The organism is Acidovorax sp. GW101-3H11 (genome assembly GCF_001633105.1).
GTDB lineage: Bacteria > Pseudomonadota > Gammaproteobacteria > Burkholderiales > Burkholderiaceae_C > Acidovorax.
Genome location: NZ_LUKZ01000008.1, coordinates 36,650 through 53,275 on the forward strand (window position 1 = coordinate 36,650; position 16,626 = coordinate 53,275).

Annotated in this window: 22 protein-coding genes; 20 read left to right on the forward strand and 2 right to left on the reverse strand. The window is 65.2% G+C overall.

All coding sequences use genetic code 11. The features are described from left to right. The first annotated feature begins 58 nt into the window (after window positions 1-58). The 16 genes from A1D30_RS05590 (at window position 59) to tatC (ending at window position 10,323) form a co-directional block, all read left to right on the forward strand. On the forward strand, window positions 59-283 hold the full coding sequence (locus A1D30_RS05590; protein WP_063459809.1) for a hypothetical protein: 225 nt from the start codon (window positions 59-61) through the stop codon (window positions 281-283). Between the two features lie 14 nt (window positions 284-297). Next, on the forward strand, window positions 298-750 hold the full coding sequence (locus A1D30_RS05595) for a PIN domain-containing protein (RefSeq protein WP_063459810.1): 453 nt from the start codon (window positions 298-300) through the stop codon (window positions 748-750). Further along, a complete protein-coding gene (gene hisC, locus A1D30_RS05600) occupies window positions 747-1,871 on the forward strand; it encodes a histidinol-phosphate transaminase (RefSeq protein ID WP_063459811.1) in 1,125 nt (374 codons plus the stop codon). Before A1D30_RS05595 ends, hisC begins: the two co-directional genes overlap by 4 nt. Further along, on the forward strand, window positions 1,868-2,512 hold the full coding sequence (gene hisB, locus A1D30_RS05605; RefSeq protein ID WP_063459812.1) for an imidazoleglycerol-phosphate dehydratase HisB: 645 nt from the start codon (window positions 1,868-1,870) through the stop codon (window positions 2,510-2,512). Before hisC ends, hisB begins: the two co-directional genes overlap by 4 nt. 52 nt (window positions 2,513-2,564) lie before the next feature. Then, window positions 2,565-3,233 (forward strand): imidazole glycerol phosphate synthase subunit HisH, encoded by a 669-nt coding sequence (gene hisH, locus A1D30_RS05610; protein WP_063459813.1) that lies wholly within the window; start codon window positions 2,565-2,567, stop codon window positions 3,231-3,233. A gap of 82 nt (window positions 3,234-3,315) precedes the next feature. Continuing rightward, on the forward strand, window positions 3,316-4,056 hold the full coding sequence (gene hisA / locus A1D30_RS05615) for a 1-(5-phosphoribosyl)-5-[(5-phosphoribosylamino)methylideneamino]imidazole-4-carboxamide isomerase (protein WP_063459902.1): 741 nt from the start codon (window positions 3,316-3,318) through the stop codon (window positions 4,054-4,056). A gap of 127 nt (window positions 4,057-4,183) precedes the next feature. Continuing rightward, the gene (gene hisF / locus A1D30_RS05620; RefSeq protein WP_063459814.1) at window positions 4,184-4,984 is read left to right on the forward strand and encodes an imidazole glycerol phosphate synthase subunit HisF; all 801 of its coding nucleotides are present in this window, start codon (window positions 4,184-4,186) and stop codon (window positions 4,982-4,984) included. A gap of 52 nt (window positions 4,985-5,036) precedes the next feature. Then, window positions 5,037-5,621 (forward strand): hypothetical protein, encoded by a 585-nt coding sequence (locus A1D30_RS05625; RefSeq protein ID WP_109790898.1) that lies wholly within the window; start codon window positions 5,037-5,039, stop codon window positions 5,619-5,621. Between the two features lie 240 nt (window positions 5,622-5,861). Continuing rightward, complete coding sequence (gene hisI, locus A1D30_RS05630; protein WP_199865931.1) at window positions 5,862-6,260, forward strand: phosphoribosyl-AMP cyclohydrolase; 399 nt, start codon at window positions 5,862-5,864, stop codon at window positions 6,258-6,260. Between the two features lie 6 nt (window positions 6,261-6,266). After that, window positions 6,267-6,641 carry a phosphoribosyl-ATP diphosphatase gene (locus A1D30_RS05635; RefSeq protein ID WP_063459817.1) on the forward strand — a complete coding sequence of 125 codons (375 nt, stop codon included), beginning with the start codon at window positions 6,267-6,269 and terminating at the stop codon, window positions 6,639-6,641. Continuing rightward, window positions 6,638-7,024: a hypothetical protein gene (locus tag A1D30_RS05640; RefSeq protein WP_063459818.1), complete on the forward strand. Its 387-nt coding sequence runs from the start codon at window positions 6,638-6,640 to the stop codon at window positions 7,022-7,024. Before A1D30_RS05635 ends, A1D30_RS05640 begins: the two co-directional genes overlap by 4 nt. Continuing rightward, window positions 7,017-8,066, forward strand: coding sequence for a patatin-like phospholipase family protein (locus A1D30_RS05645; protein ID WP_063459819.1), 1,050 nt, complete (start codon window positions 7,017-7,019; stop codon window positions 8,064-8,066). The genes A1D30_RS05640 and A1D30_RS05645 overlap by 8 nt, the downstream gene beginning before the upstream one ends. Before the next feature lie 164 nt (window positions 8,067-8,230). Then, complete coding sequence (locus tag A1D30_RS05650; RefSeq protein ID WP_063459820.1) at window positions 8,231-8,587, forward strand: histidine triad nucleotide-binding protein; 357 nt, start codon at window positions 8,231-8,233, stop codon at window positions 8,585-8,587. A gap of 106 nt (window positions 8,588-8,693) precedes the next feature. After that, a complete protein-coding gene (gene tatA, locus A1D30_RS05655; protein ID WP_063459821.1) occupies window positions 8,694-8,936 on the forward strand; it encodes a Sec-independent protein translocase subunit TatA in 243 nt (80 codons plus the stop codon). A 62-nt stretch (window positions 8,937-8,998) separates the two neighbouring features. Next, window positions 8,999-9,460: a Sec-independent protein translocase protein TatB gene (gene tatB / locus A1D30_RS05660; protein WP_063459822.1), complete on the forward strand. Its 462-nt coding sequence runs from the start codon at window positions 8,999-9,001 to the stop codon at window positions 9,458-9,460. A gap of 68 nt (window positions 9,461-9,528) precedes the next feature. Beyond that, on the forward strand, window positions 9,529-10,323 hold the full coding sequence (gene tatC / locus A1D30_RS05665; RefSeq protein WP_063459823.1) for a twin-arginine translocase subunit TatC: 795 nt from the start codon (window positions 9,529-9,531) through the stop codon (window positions 10,321-10,323). Between the two features lie 290 nt (window positions 10,324-10,613). On the opposite strand, the gene A1D30_RS05670 is transcribed toward tatC, so the two are convergent. Beyond that, window positions 10,614-11,765 (reverse strand): trypsin-like peptidase domain-containing protein, encoded by a 1,152-nt coding sequence (locus A1D30_RS05670; RefSeq protein WP_063459824.1) that lies wholly within the window; start codon window positions 11,763-11,765, stop codon window positions 10,614-10,616. A 142-nt stretch (window positions 11,766-11,907) separates the two neighbouring features. Here A1D30_RS05670 and A1D30_RS05675 point away from each other — a divergent pair, with 142 nt between their 5' ends. Further along, entirely contained in the window at window positions 11,908-12,675 is a 768-nt protein-coding gene (locus A1D30_RS05675; protein WP_063459825.1) for a Nif3-like dinuclear metal center hexameric protein, read from the forward strand. Between the two features lie 124 nt (window positions 12,676-12,799). Continuing rightward, window positions 12,800-13,828: a 4-hydroxythreonine-4-phosphate dehydrogenase PdxA gene (gene pdxA / locus A1D30_RS05680; protein WP_063459826.1), complete on the forward strand. Its 1,029-nt coding sequence runs from the start codon at window positions 12,800-12,802 to the stop codon at window positions 13,826-13,828. 183 nt (window positions 13,829-14,011) lie between these two features. Here pdxA and mscL read toward each other — a convergent pair whose 3' ends face one another. Beyond that, complete coding sequence (gene mscL, locus A1D30_RS05685) at window positions 14,012-14,443, reverse strand: large conductance mechanosensitive channel protein MscL (RefSeq protein WP_063459827.1); 432 nt, start codon at window positions 14,441-14,443, stop codon at window positions 14,012-14,014. Between the two features lie 151 nt (window positions 14,444-14,594). Here mscL and petA point away from each other — a divergent pair, with 151 nt between their 5' ends. Both petA and A1D30_RS05695 read left to right on the forward strand, forming a co-directional pair. After that, window positions 14,595-15,194, forward strand: a complete 600-nt coding sequence (gene petA, locus A1D30_RS05690; protein ID WP_063459828.1) for a ubiquinol-cytochrome c reductase iron-sulfur subunit — start codon at window positions 14,595-14,597, stop codon at window positions 15,192-15,194. A 14-nt stretch (window positions 15,195-15,208) separates the two neighbouring features. Then, complete coding sequence (locus A1D30_RS05695) at window positions 15,209-16,621, forward strand: cytochrome bc complex cytochrome b subunit (RefSeq protein ID WP_063459903.1); 1,413 nt, start codon at window positions 15,209-15,211, stop codon at window positions 16,619-16,621. The last annotated feature ends 5 nt before the right edge of the window (window positions 16,622-16,626 follow it).

The following is a 16,626-nucleotide window of genomic DNA, read 5'->3' on the forward strand; positions in this document are numbered from 1 at the left end:
TTCTTTAAAAAATGAACACGAACTTCGTGTTCCACGAAGTTCGTGTAATATAACTCCCATGAAAAACGTCACCGTGACCATGGACGACGCCGTAGCCGAATGGGTGCGCGTGGAAGCCGCCAAGCGCGGCAGCAGCGTGTCGCGCCTGCTCGGTGAATGGCTGGCCGAAAAAATGCGCCAGGAAGACGCCTACGCCCAGGCCATGCGCGAGGCGCTGGGCTTTGAGTCCTGGGGCGCGTCCAGCGGGCCCTATGTGCCGCGCGAAACCCTGTTTCTGCGCTGAGCAGCGGAGAGCGCATGGCCACTGTCCCCATCTTTGTCGATACCGAAATCCTGCTCGCCAGCGTGGACGACCGCGATGCCGAGCGCCAGGCGCGGGCGCGTGAATGGATCAGCTTTTGCTGGCAGACGCGCAGCGGCCGCATCAGCTCGCAGGTGCTCAACGAGCTGTACAACCAGGCGATCCAGCGTTTTGACGGCCCCCAGGTACTGCAACAGGTGCGCGCCCAGGTGCGCCGCCTGCGCGTGTGGCTGCCGCCGCACCTGGACTCGTACACCGTAGACGGCGCCTGGGATCTGCAGGACCGCTACCGCCTGGGCTACTGGGATGCGCTCATCCTCTCGTCTGCCCACCAGCAGGGCTGCCGCTATCTGCTCACCGAGGCGCTGCCGCACGACCAGCCGCTGGACGCTGTGCGGCCGATTAACCCGTTTCTCACCACCCCCAACGAACTGGACACGACCGAATGACCAACGCCGCTCCATCTTCCCCGCTTCAAGCCCTGGCCCGCATCCGTCCCGACGTGCGCGCCATGCATGCCTACGGCGTGCAGCCCTCCACCGGCATGCTCAAGATGGACGCGATGGAAAACCCCTTCCGCCTGCCAGCGCATCTGCAGGCCGCGCTGGGCCAGCGCCTGGGCGCGGTGGCGCTCAACCGCTACCCCGGTGACCGGCTGCTGGATCTGAAGGCGGCCCTGGCCAAATACGCCGGCATGCCCGAGGGCTACGGCGTGGTGCTGGGCAATGGCTCCGATGAACTCATCACCCTGCTGGCCCTGGCCTGCGCCCAGCCCGGCACGGGCCAGCGCGCCACCATGCTCGCGCCCATGCCCGGCTTCGTGATGTACCCGATGAGCGCGCAGCTGCAGGGCCTGGACTTTGTCGCCGTGCCGCTCACCGCTGACTTCGAGCTGGACGAGCCCGCCATGCTGGCTGCCATCGCCCAGCACAAGCCCGCCATCACCTACATCGCCTACCCCAACAACCCCACGGCCACGCTGTGGGACGAGGGCGCGGTGCAGCGCATCATCGACGCCGCAGGCGCACAGGGCGGCATCGTGGTGATGGACGAGGCCTACCAGCCCTTTGCCAGCCGCACCTGGATCGACCGCATGCGCGCCGAGCCCGCGCGCAACGCGCACGTGCTGCTGATGCGCACGCTCAGCAAGTTTGGCCTGGCGGGCGTGCGCCTGGGCTACCTCATCGGGCCCGCTGCGTTTGTGAGCGAGATCGACAAGGTGCGCCCGCCCTACAACGTGAGCGTGCTCAACTGCGAAGCCGCGCTGTTTGCGCTGGAGCACGCCGAGGTGTTTGCCGCCCAGGCCGCCGAGATCCGCGCCGAGCGCACCCAGGTCCTGGCGGCCCTGCGGCAGATGCCCGGTGTTGAAAAATGTTGGGACAGCGAGGCCAACATGATCCTGATCCGCGTGGCGGATTCCGCCCGTGCGTACGACGGTATGAAAACCCGCAAGGTCCTCGTCAAGAACGTTTCTACAATGCACCCATTGCTGGCCAACTGCCTGCGCCTCACGGTGGGCGACGCCTCCGACAATGCGCAGATGCTGGCCGCCCTGCAAGCCTCCCTATGACTTCCTCCGCACTCGTACCCTCCAACGCCCCTGGCACGCCTGATCCGATGGCCGACCGCATCGCCGAAGTCAGCCGCAACACCGCCGAGACGCGCATCAACGTGCGCATCAACCTCGACGGTACCGGCCAGGCCAAGCTGCACACCGGCATCGGCTTCTTCGACCACATGCTCGACCAGATCGCCCGCCACGGGCTGATCGACCTCGACATCGACTGCGAAGGCGACCTGCACATCGACGGCCACCACACGGTGGAAGACGTGGGCATCACGCTGGGCCAGGCGTTTGCGCGGGCCGTGGGCGACAAGAAGGGCATCCGCCGCTATGGCCACGCCTATGTGCCGCTCGACGAAGCGCTGTCGCGCGTGGTGGTCGATTTTTCGGGCCGCCCGGGCCTGCACATCGATGTGAAGTTCACGGCCGGCAGCATCGGCCAGCTCGACACGCAGCTGGTGTACGAGTTCTTCCAGGGTTTTGTGAACCACGCGGGCGTGACGCTGCACATCGACAACCTCAAGGGCGTCAACGCCCACCACCAGTGCGAAACCATCTTCAAGGCGTTCGGGCGCACGCTGCGCGCGGCGCTGGAGCGGGACCCGCGCTCGGCCGGTGTCATCCCGTCCACCAAGGGTTCTTTGTGACTTTTATGAATCAAATCGGGCCTCTGCGCCCGATGGGTAAGCGCTAGCAGCTATGAATATGGAAGCAAAAACAGTGGTGGTCGTGGACTACGGCATGGGCAACCTGCGCTCGGTGTCGCAGGCCGTGCAGGCCGCCGCCCAGGGCACGGGCTGGACGGTGGTGGTCACCCAGCGCCCCGAAGATGTGCGCGCCGCAGCGCGCGTGGTGCTGCCCGGCCAGGGCGCCATGCCCGACTGCATGCGCGAGTTGCGCGAATCCGGCCTGCAGGAATCGGTGCTGGAAGCCGCCGCCACCAAGCCCCTGTTTGGCGTGTGTGTGGGCATGCAGATGCTGCTGGACCACAGTGCCGAAGGCGACACCCCCGGCCTCTCCCTGATCCCCGGCGAGGTGCGCAAGTTCGACCTGGCGGGCCGCACCCAGCCCGACGGCAGCCGCTTCAAGGTGCCCCAGATGGGCTGGAACCAGGTGCGCCAGATGGAACACGCGGGGGCCGTGCACCCCGTGTGGGCCGGTGTGCCCGACAACAGCTACTTCTACTTTGTGCACAGTTTCTATGCCGTGCCGCAAAACCCCGCCCACTGCGCGGGGCAGGCCGACTACGGCGGCGTGTTCGCTGCGGCCATTGCACGCGATAATATTTTTGCGACGCAATTCCACCCGGAGAAAAGCGCGGAACATGGCCTGGCCCTGTACCGCAACTTTCTGCACTGGAATCCCTGATTCTTTTTTTCTCCACCCTTCCTCCTCAACCACCCCGTTCGGGCCGCGCCGAGATTTGGCCGATCCCCTGAACCCCACCACCATGCTGCTCATCCCCGCCATCGACCTCAAAGACGGCCACTGCGTACGCCTCAAGCAAGGCGATATGGACCAATCCACCACCTTTGGCGAAGACCCCGCCGCCATGGCGCGCAAGTGGGTGGACGCGGGCGCACGCCGCCTGCACCTGGTGGACCTGAATGGCGCCTTCGCGGGCGTGCCCAAGAACTACGGCGCCATCAAGTCCATCCTGAAAGAGGTGGGCTCCGACATCCCCGTGCAGCTAGGCGGCGGCATCCGCGACCTGGACACCATCGAAAAATACATCGACGGTGGCCTGCGCTACGTGATCATCGGCACGGCGGCCGTGAAGAACCCCGGCTTCCTGAAGGACGCCTGCAGTGCCTTCGGCGGCCACATCATCGTGGGCCTGGATGCCAAGGACGGCAAGGTCGCCACCGACGGCTGGAGCAAGCTCACGGGCCACGAGGTCGTGGACCTGGCCAAGAAATTCGAGGACTGGGGCGTCGAGTCCATCATCTACACCGACATCGGCCGCGACGGCATGCTCTCGGGCATCAACATCGACGCCACGGTGAAGCTGGCCCAGGCGCTGAGCATCCCCGTGATCGCCTCGGGCGGCCTGTCGAACATGGCCGACATCGAGCAGCTGTGCGCGGTGGAAAGCGAGGGCGTCGAAGGCGTGATCTGCGGCCGTGCCATCTACAGCGGCGACCTGGACTTTGCCGCTGCGCAAGCGCGCGCCGACGAGTTGAACGGCTGAAACAGCTGACCCCCCGAGCGGCTTCGCCGCTTCCCCCAGGGGACGACGCCAGTGGCCTGGCGAAGCCAGTTCCACGGCGTCTGCTGGCCTCGGCAGCGCCTCATCAACGAATCGCTGACTGACCGACATGCTCGCAAAACGAATCATCCCCTGCCTCGACGTCACTGGAGGCCGCGTGGTCAAGGGCGTCAATTTTGTTGAACTGCGCGACGCGGGTGACCCGGTCGAGATCGCCGCGCGCTACAACGCGCAGGGCGCCGACGAACTCACGTTTCTCGACATCACCGCCACCAGCGATGGGCGCGACCTGATCCTGCACATCATCGAGGCCGTGGCCAGCCAGGTGTTCATTCCCCTGACCGTGGGCGGCGGCGTGCGCACAGTGGAAGACGTGCGCAGGCTGCTCAACGCGGGTGCCGACAAGACCAGTTTCAACTCTGCCGCCATTGCCAACCCCGATCTGATCAACGCCGTGTCGGCCAAGTACGGCGCGCAGTGCATCGTGGTCGCGATTGATGCCAAGCGACGCTCGGCCGAAGATGCCCTGCGCATCGGCGCCAACGGCCAGCCCGTGGGCGAAGGCTGGGATGTGTACAGCCATGGCGGCCGCAAGAACACCGGCCTGGACGCCATCGCCTGGGCCACCGAAATGGCGCGCCGGGGCGCGGGCGAGATCCTGCTCACCAGCATGGACCGTGACGGCACCAAGTCCGGCTTCGACCTGGCCCTGACCCGCGCCGTGAGCGATGCGGTGAGCGTGCCCGTGATCGCCTCGGGCGGCGTGGGCAACCTCGACCACCTGGCCGATGGCGTGCAGCAGGGCGGGGCGGATGCGGTGCTGGCGGCCAGCATCTTCCACTACGGCGAATACACCGTGGGCCAGGCCAAGGCCCGCATGGCCGAGCGCGGCATTCCCGTGCGGCTGTGAGGGTGCGGCTGTGAGGGTGCGGCTGTGAGGGTGCGGTTGTGAGGGTGCGGTTGTGAGGGCGCCGTTCGCAGGCCTGCACCGGGCGCTGATGCTGGCGCTGGCTGGCGTGGCCACGGCGCTGGCGCTGCCCGCTGCGGCCCAGGTGCCGTCTCCGTCGTACGCGAGTTTTTCCGAACGCCTGCCTTGCGTGCACCGCATTGGCCGGTGTTTTGATGCCACCATCGGCGGCAAGCCGGTGGAGGTGATCGCCGACAAGGCTGAATTCGACAAGCTCAAGGCCCTGCTGCCAACGCTCAACAGCAACGTGCGCGATGTGCACTGGATCGTGCGCGAGCCCGTGCCGGGCGCCCAGGCGCTGGACGTGGCAACCCGCGCCACCGCCCTAGGCCTGCCCCATGTGGGGGACGAGAAGGAAGAGCCCGACGTGATCGTCTATGCCCTGGATGGTCGGGACCTGGAGAGCGAGTCGGAACTGGTGGCGAATTCCAGCGTGCGCATCAACGGCCAGCCGGTGGTGACGCAGCAGGAAACCCTCACGCAGGACTTCCTGCCCCCGGGCCGCTACGCCTTCGCCATCAAGTACCTGGGCCGCAAGAACTGGGACCGCAAGTGGGTCTTCCTGACGGTCGCTCGGTAAGTAAAGAAAATCGGCTTCTCCGCGCTCTGGATAAGCATTTCTAGCTATTGTTTTTGGATGAATGTGCTGCGGGTGCAAGCGGGCACAGCGGCAGCGTCAAGGGCTCCGTGCCCGCAGCCCGGTGGCTTCTGATTGCTCATTTTTTGATAGCTATTTGGGCATGCTGGTAGCGCCCAAAGGGCCAAAATGACCTCAAGACTGCACCCTGGGCGCACGGGCCCGCCAGGCAAATCGCCGACAATCCCCGCCATGAACTGGCTCAACGAAGTGAAATGGGACGCGCAGGGCCTGGTGCCCGTGATTGCGCAAGAGCAGGGCACGGGCGACGTGCTGATGTTTGCGTGGATGAACCGCGAAGCACTCGAAAAAACGGCCGAACTCGGCCGCGCCGTGTACTTCAGCCGCTCGCGCGGCAAGCTGTGGTTCAAGGGCGAAGAATCGGGCCACGTGCAGACCGTGCACGAGATCCGCCTCGACTGCGACAACGACGTGGTGCTGCTCAAGGTCACCCAGCTCGGCCACGAGCCTGGCATTGCCTGCCACACCGGCCGCCACAGCTGTTTCTTCAGCGTGCTCAAGGACGGCGCCTGGACGCCTGTCGATCCGGTCTTGAAAGACCCCGAATCCATCTACAAATAAAGAACCATGAGTTCCAACGATTCCCTCGCCCGCCTCGCGCAGGTCATCGAAAGCCGCAAGCCGGCCAACGGTGGCGACCCTTCGACTAGCTATGTCTCGCGCCTGCTGCACAAGGGGCCGGACAGCTTCTTGAAGAAGATCGGCGAAGAAGCCACCGAGGTGGTGATGGCGGCGAAAGACGTGGACCACGGCGCCGACAAGTCCAAGCTGGTGTACGAGGTGGCGGACCTGTGGTTTCACTCCATGGTGGCGCTGGCCCACTACGGCCTCACGCCCGCCGACGTGCTGGCCGAGCTGGAGCGCCGCGAAGGCACCAGCGGCATCGAGGAAAAAGCCTTGCGCAAGGCCGATGCGCGTGCCAGCCAGGAGGGTTCTTCATGAGCGACATCGTCGATGTGCAAACCAACGACCAGAGGGCCCAGAGCCTGAAGAACATCGGCTGGGTCAGCTATGTGCTGCACCTGATCGTGGCCGTGGGGGCGGTGCTGCCGGGCGCGCAGGCCAGCGCACTGCTGCTGGTGATTGCGCTGGTGATCGATCTGGTCAAGCGCGGCGATGCCGAAGGCACCTGGCAGGCCAACCATTTCTCCTGGCGCATCCGCTCGACGATCTGGGTGGGCGTGCTGTACATCGTGACCGCGCCCCTGTGGCTGCTGCTGATTGCGCCGGGCTGGATTGCCTGGGGCATCATTTCGCTGTGGTTCCTGTACCGCATCGTGCGCGGCATGCTGGCCATGAGCAACAACCGGGCGGTGGATGCCTGAATCCCCTGCAGCGCCGCTTACGCGCCTGAACCTGGCCCTGCAGGGCGGCGGTTCGCACGGCGCGCTCACCTGGGGCGTGCTGGACGCACTGCTGGAAGACGGGCAGTGGCACTTCGATGGAGTGAGCGGCACCAGCGCAGGCGCGATGAACGCCGTGGCCCTGGCCCACGGCTTTGCCCAGGCCGCGCACGCACACAAAGACCCGCACGAAGCCCACCTGGCGGGCTGCCAGCAGGCGCGCGAGACCCTCACCCGCCTGTGGGAGGGTGTGGGCACGCTGGGCAGCCTGATGTGGGGCTCGCCCCTGTCAGCCGCCAACCCCATGCTGGGCATGATGAGCCAGTGGCTCTCGCCCTACCAGACCAACCCGCTCGATATCAACCCGCTGCGCCGCCTGCTGGAGCGCGAGGTGGACTTTGACCTGCTGTGCTCCGCACGCCGCGCCCTCAGCGCCGTAGGCGGCCCCAAGGTGTTTGTGTGCGCCACCAATGTGCGCACCGGGCGCGGCGAGATCTTCTCGGGCCCCAAGCTCAGCGCCGACGCGGTGATGGCCTCGGCCTGTCTGCCGTTGCTGTTCAAGGCGGTGGAGATCGACGGCCAGCACTACTGGGACGGCGGCTATTCGGGCAACCCGGCGCTGCACCCGCTGATCTACCAGACCGAGACCTCCGACATCCTGCTGGTGCAGATCAACCCCATCGAACACCTGGAGCTGCCCCATTCCGGCCCCGAGATCATGGAGCGCATGAACGAGGTCACCTTCAACGCCAGCCTGCTGGCCGAGATGCGCGCCATCGAGTTCGTGCGCCGTCTGCTGGCCGAGGGCAAGCTGGACCCGCGCCGCTACAAAAGCGTGCGCATGCACCGCATCGACGGCGGCGCCGTGCTCGCGCCCTTTGGCGCCGACAGCAAGGCCCGCGCCGACCTGCCTTTTGTGCGCAAGCTGTTCGCCCTGGGCCGCACGGCGGGGCAGGAATGGCTGCAGGCGCACCGCCAGGGCGTGGGCGTGCGGCCCACCATCAAGATCGCAGAGAATGCTTGAAGCCCCCTGTGTCGCCTGCGGCGCCTTCCCCCTCAGGGGGACGCCACCCGTGGCCTGGCGGAGCCAGTTCCACGGTGGCGCTGGCCGGGGGCGCGCCGGTTTCAACCGGCGGTGAGCAGTGTTCTGCGAGTTGTTAACAGCTAATTTCGTACCGACTTTTTTCCATGCACGATCCGAACTGCCTCTTCTGCAAAATCATCGCGGGCCAGATTCCTTCGAAGAAGGTCTATGAGGACGAAGAAATCTTCGCCTTCCATGACATCCACCCCTGGGCGCCGGTGCACTTTCTGATGGTCCCCAAGCTGCATATCCCTTCGATGGCGCAGGTCACTGCCGAGCATGCGGGTGTGCTGGGGCGCATGATGGCGCTGGCCCCGAAGCTGGCGCTGGAGCAAGGCTGCAACCCGTACCCCGAGGGTGGCTTTCGCGTCGTGGTAAACACGGGTCTGGAAGGCGGGCAGGAAATCCACCACCTGCACATCCATGTCATGGGCGGTCCCCGCCCGTGGCTGAAAGGCTGACCCAGACTGACGGCGCAAGCCGGTAGTTTCCCGCTGGGGAGCGCGTGCGCCGAACTCCGGTCACAGCCCCCGTCTAAAATGGTTGCAATTCGTTAGGAGATATTCCATGGGCTCTTTTTCCATCTGGCACTGGCTGATCGTGCTGCTGATCGTTGTGATGGTGTTCGGCACCAAGAAGCTCAAGAACATGGGCTCTGACCTCGGAGGCGCCGTCAAGGGCTTCAAGGACGGCATGAAGGACGGTGGCGCCACCCCCGACACCGCTGCAACGCCCCCCGCTGGTCAGGTGGCCAACAGCCAGGCTGCTGACAAGACCACCATCGATGTCGAAGCCAAGCAAAAAAGCTGAGCCGGTGTGGCTGCTGACCTGCACACGCTGCACTCTGTTGTGCCTTTGCGCCTGATCCATCCATGATTGATATTGGCCTGTCCAAAATGGCGCTGATCGGCGCCGTGGCTTTGATCGTCATCGGCCCCGAAAAGCTGCCGCGCGTGGCCCGCACCGTGGGCACGCTGCTGGGCAAGGCCCAGCGCTACGTGTCTGACGTGAAGGCCGAGGTCAACCGCTCCATGGAGCTGGACGAACTCAAGAAGATGAAGGACACGGTGGAGAACGCGGCGCGTGATGTGCAGAGCTCCATCCAGACCAGCGCCAGCGAGTTCGAAAAGGACTGGGCCGAAGCCACCGACACGGCCAGTGCGGCCCTGACCGAGCAGACCACCGTGGTGCCCGCCTACAAGCACCCGGGCAAGAACTGGCGCCTCAAGCGCGGCGCTGTGCCCCAGTGGTACAAGTCCAAAAGTGGTGTGCGCACCAAGGCGCAGTCGGGCGCGGCGCGCGTGGCCCGCTTCCGCCCCCAGAAATTCCATTGACGATGACGCCGCGCAGCCCCCTGTGCGCGGCGCTGCATGGGCGCCCTGTGCGCACCTGAAAACCCACCATGTCCGACACCCCCACCAAAGAAGACGAGCTGGCCGGCACCGAGCAGCCGTTTGTGCAGCACCTGATGGAGCTGCGCGACCGGCTGGTCAAGGCCATCATCGCCATCGCCATTGCGGCGGCGATCCTGTTCTTCTTCCCCGGCCCTGGCGCGCTGTATGACTTCCTGGCGGCGCCCCTGGTGGCGCACCTGCCCAAGGGGGCCACGCTGATCGCCACCTCGGTGATTTCGCCGTTCATGGTGCCGCTCAAGATTTTGCTGATGTCGGCCTTCTTGCTGGCCTTGCCGTTTGTGCTGTGGCAGGTGTGGGCCTTTGTGGCGCCCGGGCTGTATTCGCACGAGAAGAAGCTGGTGCTGCCGCTGGTGATCTCCAGCACGCTGCTGTTCTTCATCGGCGTGGCGTTTTGCTACTACCTGGTGTTTGGCCAGGTGTTTGCGTTCATCCAGAGTTTTGCGCCCAAGAGCATCACGGCCGCGCCTGATATCGAGGCCTACCTGAGCTTCGTGCTGTCGATGTTCCTGGCCTTTGGCCTCGCGTTCGAGGTGCCGATCGCCGTGGTGGTGCTGGCCCGCATGGGCATCGTCAGCGTGCAGAAGCTGCGCGAGTTCCGGGGCTACTTCATCGTGATCGCGTTCGTGATCGCCGCCATCGTCACGCCGCCCGATGTGGTGTCGCAGCTGTCGCTGGCCATTCCCATGTGCATCCTGTACGAGGTGGGCATCTGGGCCGCGCAGATCTTCATCAGGCACACCAAGGCGCCGGAAGAAGCGGAAGAGTCCGCATCGGCTTCCTGATTCGTTCCTGGCTTTCTGAATCGCTGGTGCCTGCTGGCGGCGCACAACGTGCGCAGCGGGGCTGGGCCCTCCAAAGCGAGAGACGCTGGTCTGCGCTTCTGTCTGCGCTTCTTGCGCGATCCCTGCGGCCAGTTTTCTGAATGAAATTGGCCGTTTCCGCGCATCCATCAACGACTTATTGCTATATTTTGTATAGCGTTTGAGCGAGCCAACGGCTTGCCGTGGCTGCCTGTGTGACAGCGGCCCCTTGGCGCAAAGCGAGCCCGAGGGCCCGCCCGCCACCTCCCTGCTTACCGCCGGACGTTCCGCTGCTGCGGCCGGGGGCGCACGCCGGGGTTGATGCTCAGCTCCACCAGCTTGTCGCCCCGCTGCACGTTGAAGGCCGAACTGGTGCCCGGCTTGAGGGCGGCCACGGCGCTCAGCAGCTCGGACACATTGCCCACGTTCTTGCCGTCCACCCGCACGATCACGTCGCCAGGACGCATGCCGGCCTGGGCGGCGGGGCCGTCCTGCAGCACGCCGGTGATGATCACGCCCTCGGTGGCCTTCTTCACGCCAAAGGTCTCGGCCAGCTCGGGCGAGAGTTCGTTGGGCTCCACGCCGATCCAGCCGCGCGTGACCTGGCCGTCCTTCACGATGCCGTCGAGCACCATGCGTGCTGTGGACACGGGAATCGCAAAGCCAATGCCCATGCTGCCGCCCGAGCGCGAGTAGATCGCGGTGTTGATGCCCATGAGGTTGCCGTTCACATCCACCAGCGCACCGCCCGAGTTGCCGGGGTTGATGGCCGCGTCGGTCTGGATGAAGTTCTCGAACGTGTTGATGCCCAGCTGGCTGCGGCCCAGTGCGCTCACGATGCCGCTGGTCACCGTCTGGCCCACACCAAAGGGGTTGCCGATGGCCAGCACCTGGTCGCCCACGTCCAGGCCGTCGGAGTTGCCCAGCACGATCACGGGCAGTTTGTCGAGTTCGATCTTGAGGATGGCCAGGTCGGTGTCGGGGTCGGTGCCGATCACGCGCGCACGGGCGCGGCGGCTGTCGGTGAGGGTGACTTCAATCTCGTCCGCGCCCTCGACCACATGGTTGTTGGTGAGGATGTACCCGTCGGGGCTCACGATCACGCCGCTGCCCAGGCCCGCCTGGGCCTGGCTGCCCTGGTCGCCAAAGAAGAACTGGAACCAGGGGTCGTTGCTGCGCGGGTGGCGCACTTCCTTGCTGGTGTTGATGCTGACCACGGCGGGCGCGGCCTTGCGTGCGGCGCCGCTGAAGCTGCCCGCAGCAGGCTGCGAGGGCGCCGTGGCGGGTGCCTCCAGCAGCGCAATGCCCGCCCCGGAGCGTGTGGTGCCCCGGCCCAGCCAGTCGGGCTGCAGGGTGGCAACAACAAAATAGGCCGCAACGAACACCGTCACGGTCTGGGAAAACAGCAGCCAGAGTCGTTTCATGAAATTCACGTCCCGATGAACGTACAGGTGGTGGGTGGGGAGGGGCCGAGGGTGCTTGCTTGCACCAGGGCGGCGCCAGGCCGTCTCTTTGGGCGGCATTGTCCCCCATGTGGGGGCATGGGCTGCGCGCGACAATAGCGGCATGAGCATTTCACGCCACCAACTTTTGCAGGCATTCGACGGCCTGCTGCAGCCCGAACGCTTCAAGGACTACGGCCCCAACGGCCTGCAGGTCGAGGGCAAGGCCGAGATCCAGCGTGTGGTGAGCGGCGTGACCGCCAGCCGGGCCCTGATCGAGGCTGCGATTGCTGCCCGCGCGGACGCCATCTTTGTGCACCACGGCCTGTTCTGGCGCGGGCAGGACGGCCGCATCACAGGCTGGATGAAGCAGCGGCTGCAGCTGCTGCTGGCGCACGACATCAACCTGTTTGCCTACCACCTGCCGCTGGATGCCCATGCCGAGCTGGGCAACAACGCGCAGCTGGGCCGGGTGCTGGGTTTTGCCGCCGATGCGCGGTTTGGCGAGCAGGACCTGGGGTTCTCCGCCCCGGCGGTTTTTGGCGACGGCCAGGCCCTGGCCGACCATGTGGCGCAGGCACTGGGCCGTGCGGTGACGCTGGTGCAGCCCGCAGTCACAGGTGGCGTGCCGTATCGTCCTGTGCACCGTGTGGCCTGGTGCACGGGGGGCGCCCAGGGGTATTTCGAGTCGGCCATTGCAGCGGGTGCCGATGCCTTCATCACTGGCGAAATCTCCGAACCCCAGGCCCACCTGGCGCGCGAGATGGGTGTGAGCTTCATTGCCGCCGGGCACCATGCCACAGAGCGCTACGGCGCCCCCGCCGTGGCCGCCCATGTGGCGGCGCAATGTGGGCTGGACCACCAGTTCATCGAGATCGACAACCCCGCGTAGCCGCCCACCCCGCTTTTGTATCCCGTGTCGGCGCGATACGCCGTGCGGGGTATTTGCTCTCATATTTATAGCTGCTCAGGCTTGCTGATAGCGCGGTAGCGGCATAAAAAGCTTCAAAAAAACCATGCACACCATCGCCATCACCCAGGGAGACCCCGCCGGCATCGGGCCGGAGATTGTGGCCAAGGCCTTCCGCGACGCGCCCGAGCTGCTGCGCCATTGTTTTGTGGTGGGCGATGTGGCCACGCTGCGGCGCGCGGCCCAGGCCATTGCACGGCCGGGTGTGGGGGGCTTGCCGGTCGCGCAGATCAGTGCGCCACACGAGGCACTGGCCATGCCCCCGCGCTGCGTGCCCGTGCTGCCGGTGCCGGGCATTCCGGGCCCCCAACCCTGGGGCCAGGTCAGTGCGGCAGCAGGCCGGGCCGCAGCCGGCGCGGTGGTCTGGGCGGCCCGCGCGGCCTTGCGCGGCGAGGTGGCGGCGCTTGTCACCGCGCCCCTGCACAAGGAGGCGCTGTCTGCTGCGGGCGTGGATTTTCCGGGGCACACCGAGCTGCTGCAGGCCGAGGCCGCTGCCCACCAGGGCGTGCCGCTGGCCCGCATGCCCGTGCGCATGATGCTGGCCAACGACGAGCTGCGCACCGTGCTGGTCAGCATCCATGTGTCGCTGCGCGACGCGATTGCGGCGGTGACGCAGGACAACGTGCTGCAGACGCTGCAGATCACCCATGCCGCGCTGCAACGCAGCCTGGGCCGCGTGCCGCGCATGGCGGTGGCGGGGCTGAACCCCCATGCGGGCGAGGGGGGGCTGTTTGGCCGCGAGGAGCTGGAGGTGATCGCCCCGGCCATCGCCGCTGCACGCGCGCAGGGGCTCGATGTGCACGGCCCGTTTGCGCCCGACACGGTGTTCATGCGCGCGCGCAGCACGCCGCAGCGTGCGGGCGAATTTGATGTGGTGATCGCCATGTACCACGACCAGGGGCTGATCCCGGTGAAGTACCTGGGCGTGGACAAGGGCGTGAATGTGACGCTGGGCCTGCCCCTGGTGCGCACCAGCCCCGACCACGGCACGGCCTTTGACATTGCGGGGCAGGGCGTGGCCGATGCGGCCAGCCTCATCGAGGCGGTGCGCATGGCGCGCCAGCTGTCCGTTTAGCGCTTCTGCACCTGTGTTGCGGTGGCCCATAGGCTGCTGCCAAGAGCATGTAGCCTGTGAAACTGGCGCGGCCAAGGCGAGTGCCCCCGCGCAAGGGCCGCCCCGCCGCGCTGGGGGCGTCCCCCTCCCGAATCGCGCAGCGAGTCGAGAGAGGGGGAAGGCGCGAAGCGACTCAGGGGGTATTTACTTCTTCAAGCTGTCCCGGATCTCGCGCAGCAGCACGATGTCCTCTGCGGGGGCGGCGGGCGCTTCGGGCGCAGGGGTCGGGGCTTCGCGCTTGAGGCGGTTGATCTGCTTGATCATCATGAAGATGATGAACGCCAGGATCAGGAAGTTGACGGCCACCGTCAGGAAGTTGCCATAGGCAAACACCGGCACGCCAGCTTTCTTGAGCGCATCCAGTGTGGTGCCCGTGTCTGGCGGAATCGTGCCCAGCACCACAAACAGGTTGGAAAAATCCAGCTTGCCAAACACCAGGCCCACCACCGGCATGATGAGGTCGGACACCACCGAATCCACAATCTTGCCGAAGGCGCCGCCGATGATGACGCCCACGGCGAGGTCCACCACGTTGCCCTTGACCGCGAATTCCCGGAACTCTTGCATCATCCCCATGTTGTTGCTCCTTGTGTGAACGGATGTTGATGCGGGAGTATTGCTCAGCGCAATGGGCTGTCAAGACAGATGGCTGCGTTGAAATAACCATTTTCACTCCGCTACAATTCGCGGTTGACCCCAATCTAGCGATGATCAATCGAGGATCCCCATGAGTGACACTCCAATCGACTCCAGCAAGCGGACGTGGATCATCACGTCAGCATGTGCTGGTGCGGTGGGCGGCGTGGCAACCGCCGTCCCTTTCGTGAGTACCTTCCAGCCCTCCGAGCGCGCAAAAGCCGCCGGGGCTGCGGTAGAGGTGGATATCTCCGCCCTCAAGCCTGGAGAAAAAGTCACCGTGGAGTGGCGCGGCAAGCCCGTCTGGATCATCAAGCGCACCCCCGAGCAGCTGGCCGAGTTGCCCAAGCTCGACGGCCAGCTGGCTGACCCCAAGTCCGAGCGCAAGCCGTCCGAGCTGACTCCTGAGTACGCCCGCAACGAAGCGCGTTCCATCAAGCCCGAGATTTTTGTGGGTGTGGGCATCTGCTCGCACTTGGGTTGCTCGCCCTCCGATAAGTTCCAGACCGGTGCCCAGCCTTCGCTGCCCGACGACTGGAAGGGCGGCTTCCTGTGCCCATGCCATGGCTCCACGTTCGACATGGCTGGCCGCGTCTTCAAGAACAAGCCTGCACCCGATAACCTCGAAGTGCCCCCCCACATGTACCTGTCCGACACGCGACTGGTCATTGGTGAAGACAAGAAGGCTTGAAGGAGCACGACGACATGGCTGAATTCAAGGAAATCTCTCCCAACGCCTCGGCAGGCGCCAAGGTCACGAACTGGTTCGAGAACCGCTTCCCGACCGCGTTCGACGCCTACAAGGTGCACATGTCGGAGTACTACGCTCCGAAGAACTTCAACTTCTGGTACATCTTCGGCTCGCTGGCGCTGGTCGTGCTGGTGATCCAGATCGTGACCGGCATCTTCCTGGTCATGCACTACAAGCCCGACGCCAATCTGGCGTTCGCTTCGGTCGAGTACATCATGCGCGATGTGCCCTGGGGCTGGCTGATCCGCTACATGCACTCCACGGGGGCCTCGGCGTTCTTTGTGGTGGTGTATCTGCACATGTTCCGTGGCCTTATCTACGGCAGCTACCGCAAGCCGCGCGAGCTGGTCTGGATCTTTGGCTGCGCGATCTTCCTGTGCCTGATGGCCGAGGCCTTCATGGGCTACCTGCTGCCCTGGGGCCAGATGTCGTACTGGGGCGCCCAGGTGATCGTGAACCTGTTCGCTGCCATCCCCTTCATCGGCCCGGATCTGGCGCTGCTGATCCGTGGCGACTACGTGGTGGGCGATGCCACGCTGAACCGCTTCTTCAGCTTCCACGTGATCGCCGTGCCCCTGGTGCTGCTGGGCCTGGTGGTGGCGCACTTGCTGGCGCTGCACGATGTGGGTTCCAACAACCCCGATGGCGTGGAAATCAAGGGCCCCAAGGCGCCCAAGGATGCCAATGGCAAGCCGCTGGATGGCGTGCCTTTCCACCCTTACTACACGGTGCATGACATCTTCGCGCTGAGCATGTTCCTGATGGCATTCACGGCCGTGGTGTTCTTTGCTCCCGAGTTCGGTGGCTACTTCCTCGAATACAACAACTTCATCCCGGCCGATCCGCTCAAGACGCCTGCGCACATCGCTCCGGTCTGGTACTTCACGCCGTTCTATTCGATGCTGCGTGCCATCACCACCGAGATGATGTATGCCCTGATCCTGTGCGTGGTGGCAGGTGCCGGTTTTGGCGTGCTCAAGGCCAAGCTGCCCAGCTTCATCAAGGCCGGTGTTGTGGGTGTGGCCCTGGTGGTCGTGGCCATGATGCTGTCCATCGATGCCAAGTTCTGGGGCGTGGTGGTGATGGGTGGTGCCGTGATCATCCTGTTCTTCCTGCCCTGGCTGGACTACAGCCCCGTCAAGTCGATCCGCTACCGTCCTGACTGGCACAAGTACCTGTACGGCATCTTTGTGATCAACTTCCTGATCCTGGGCTATCTGGGTGTGCAGCCGCCATCGCCCATTGGCGAGCGCGTGTCGCAAGTGGGCACCCTGTTCTACTTCGGCTTCTTCCTGCTGATGCCCTGGTGGAGCCGCATTGGCGAAACCAAGCCCGTGCCTGACCGCGTGACCTTTGTGGCGCACTGAGCCTG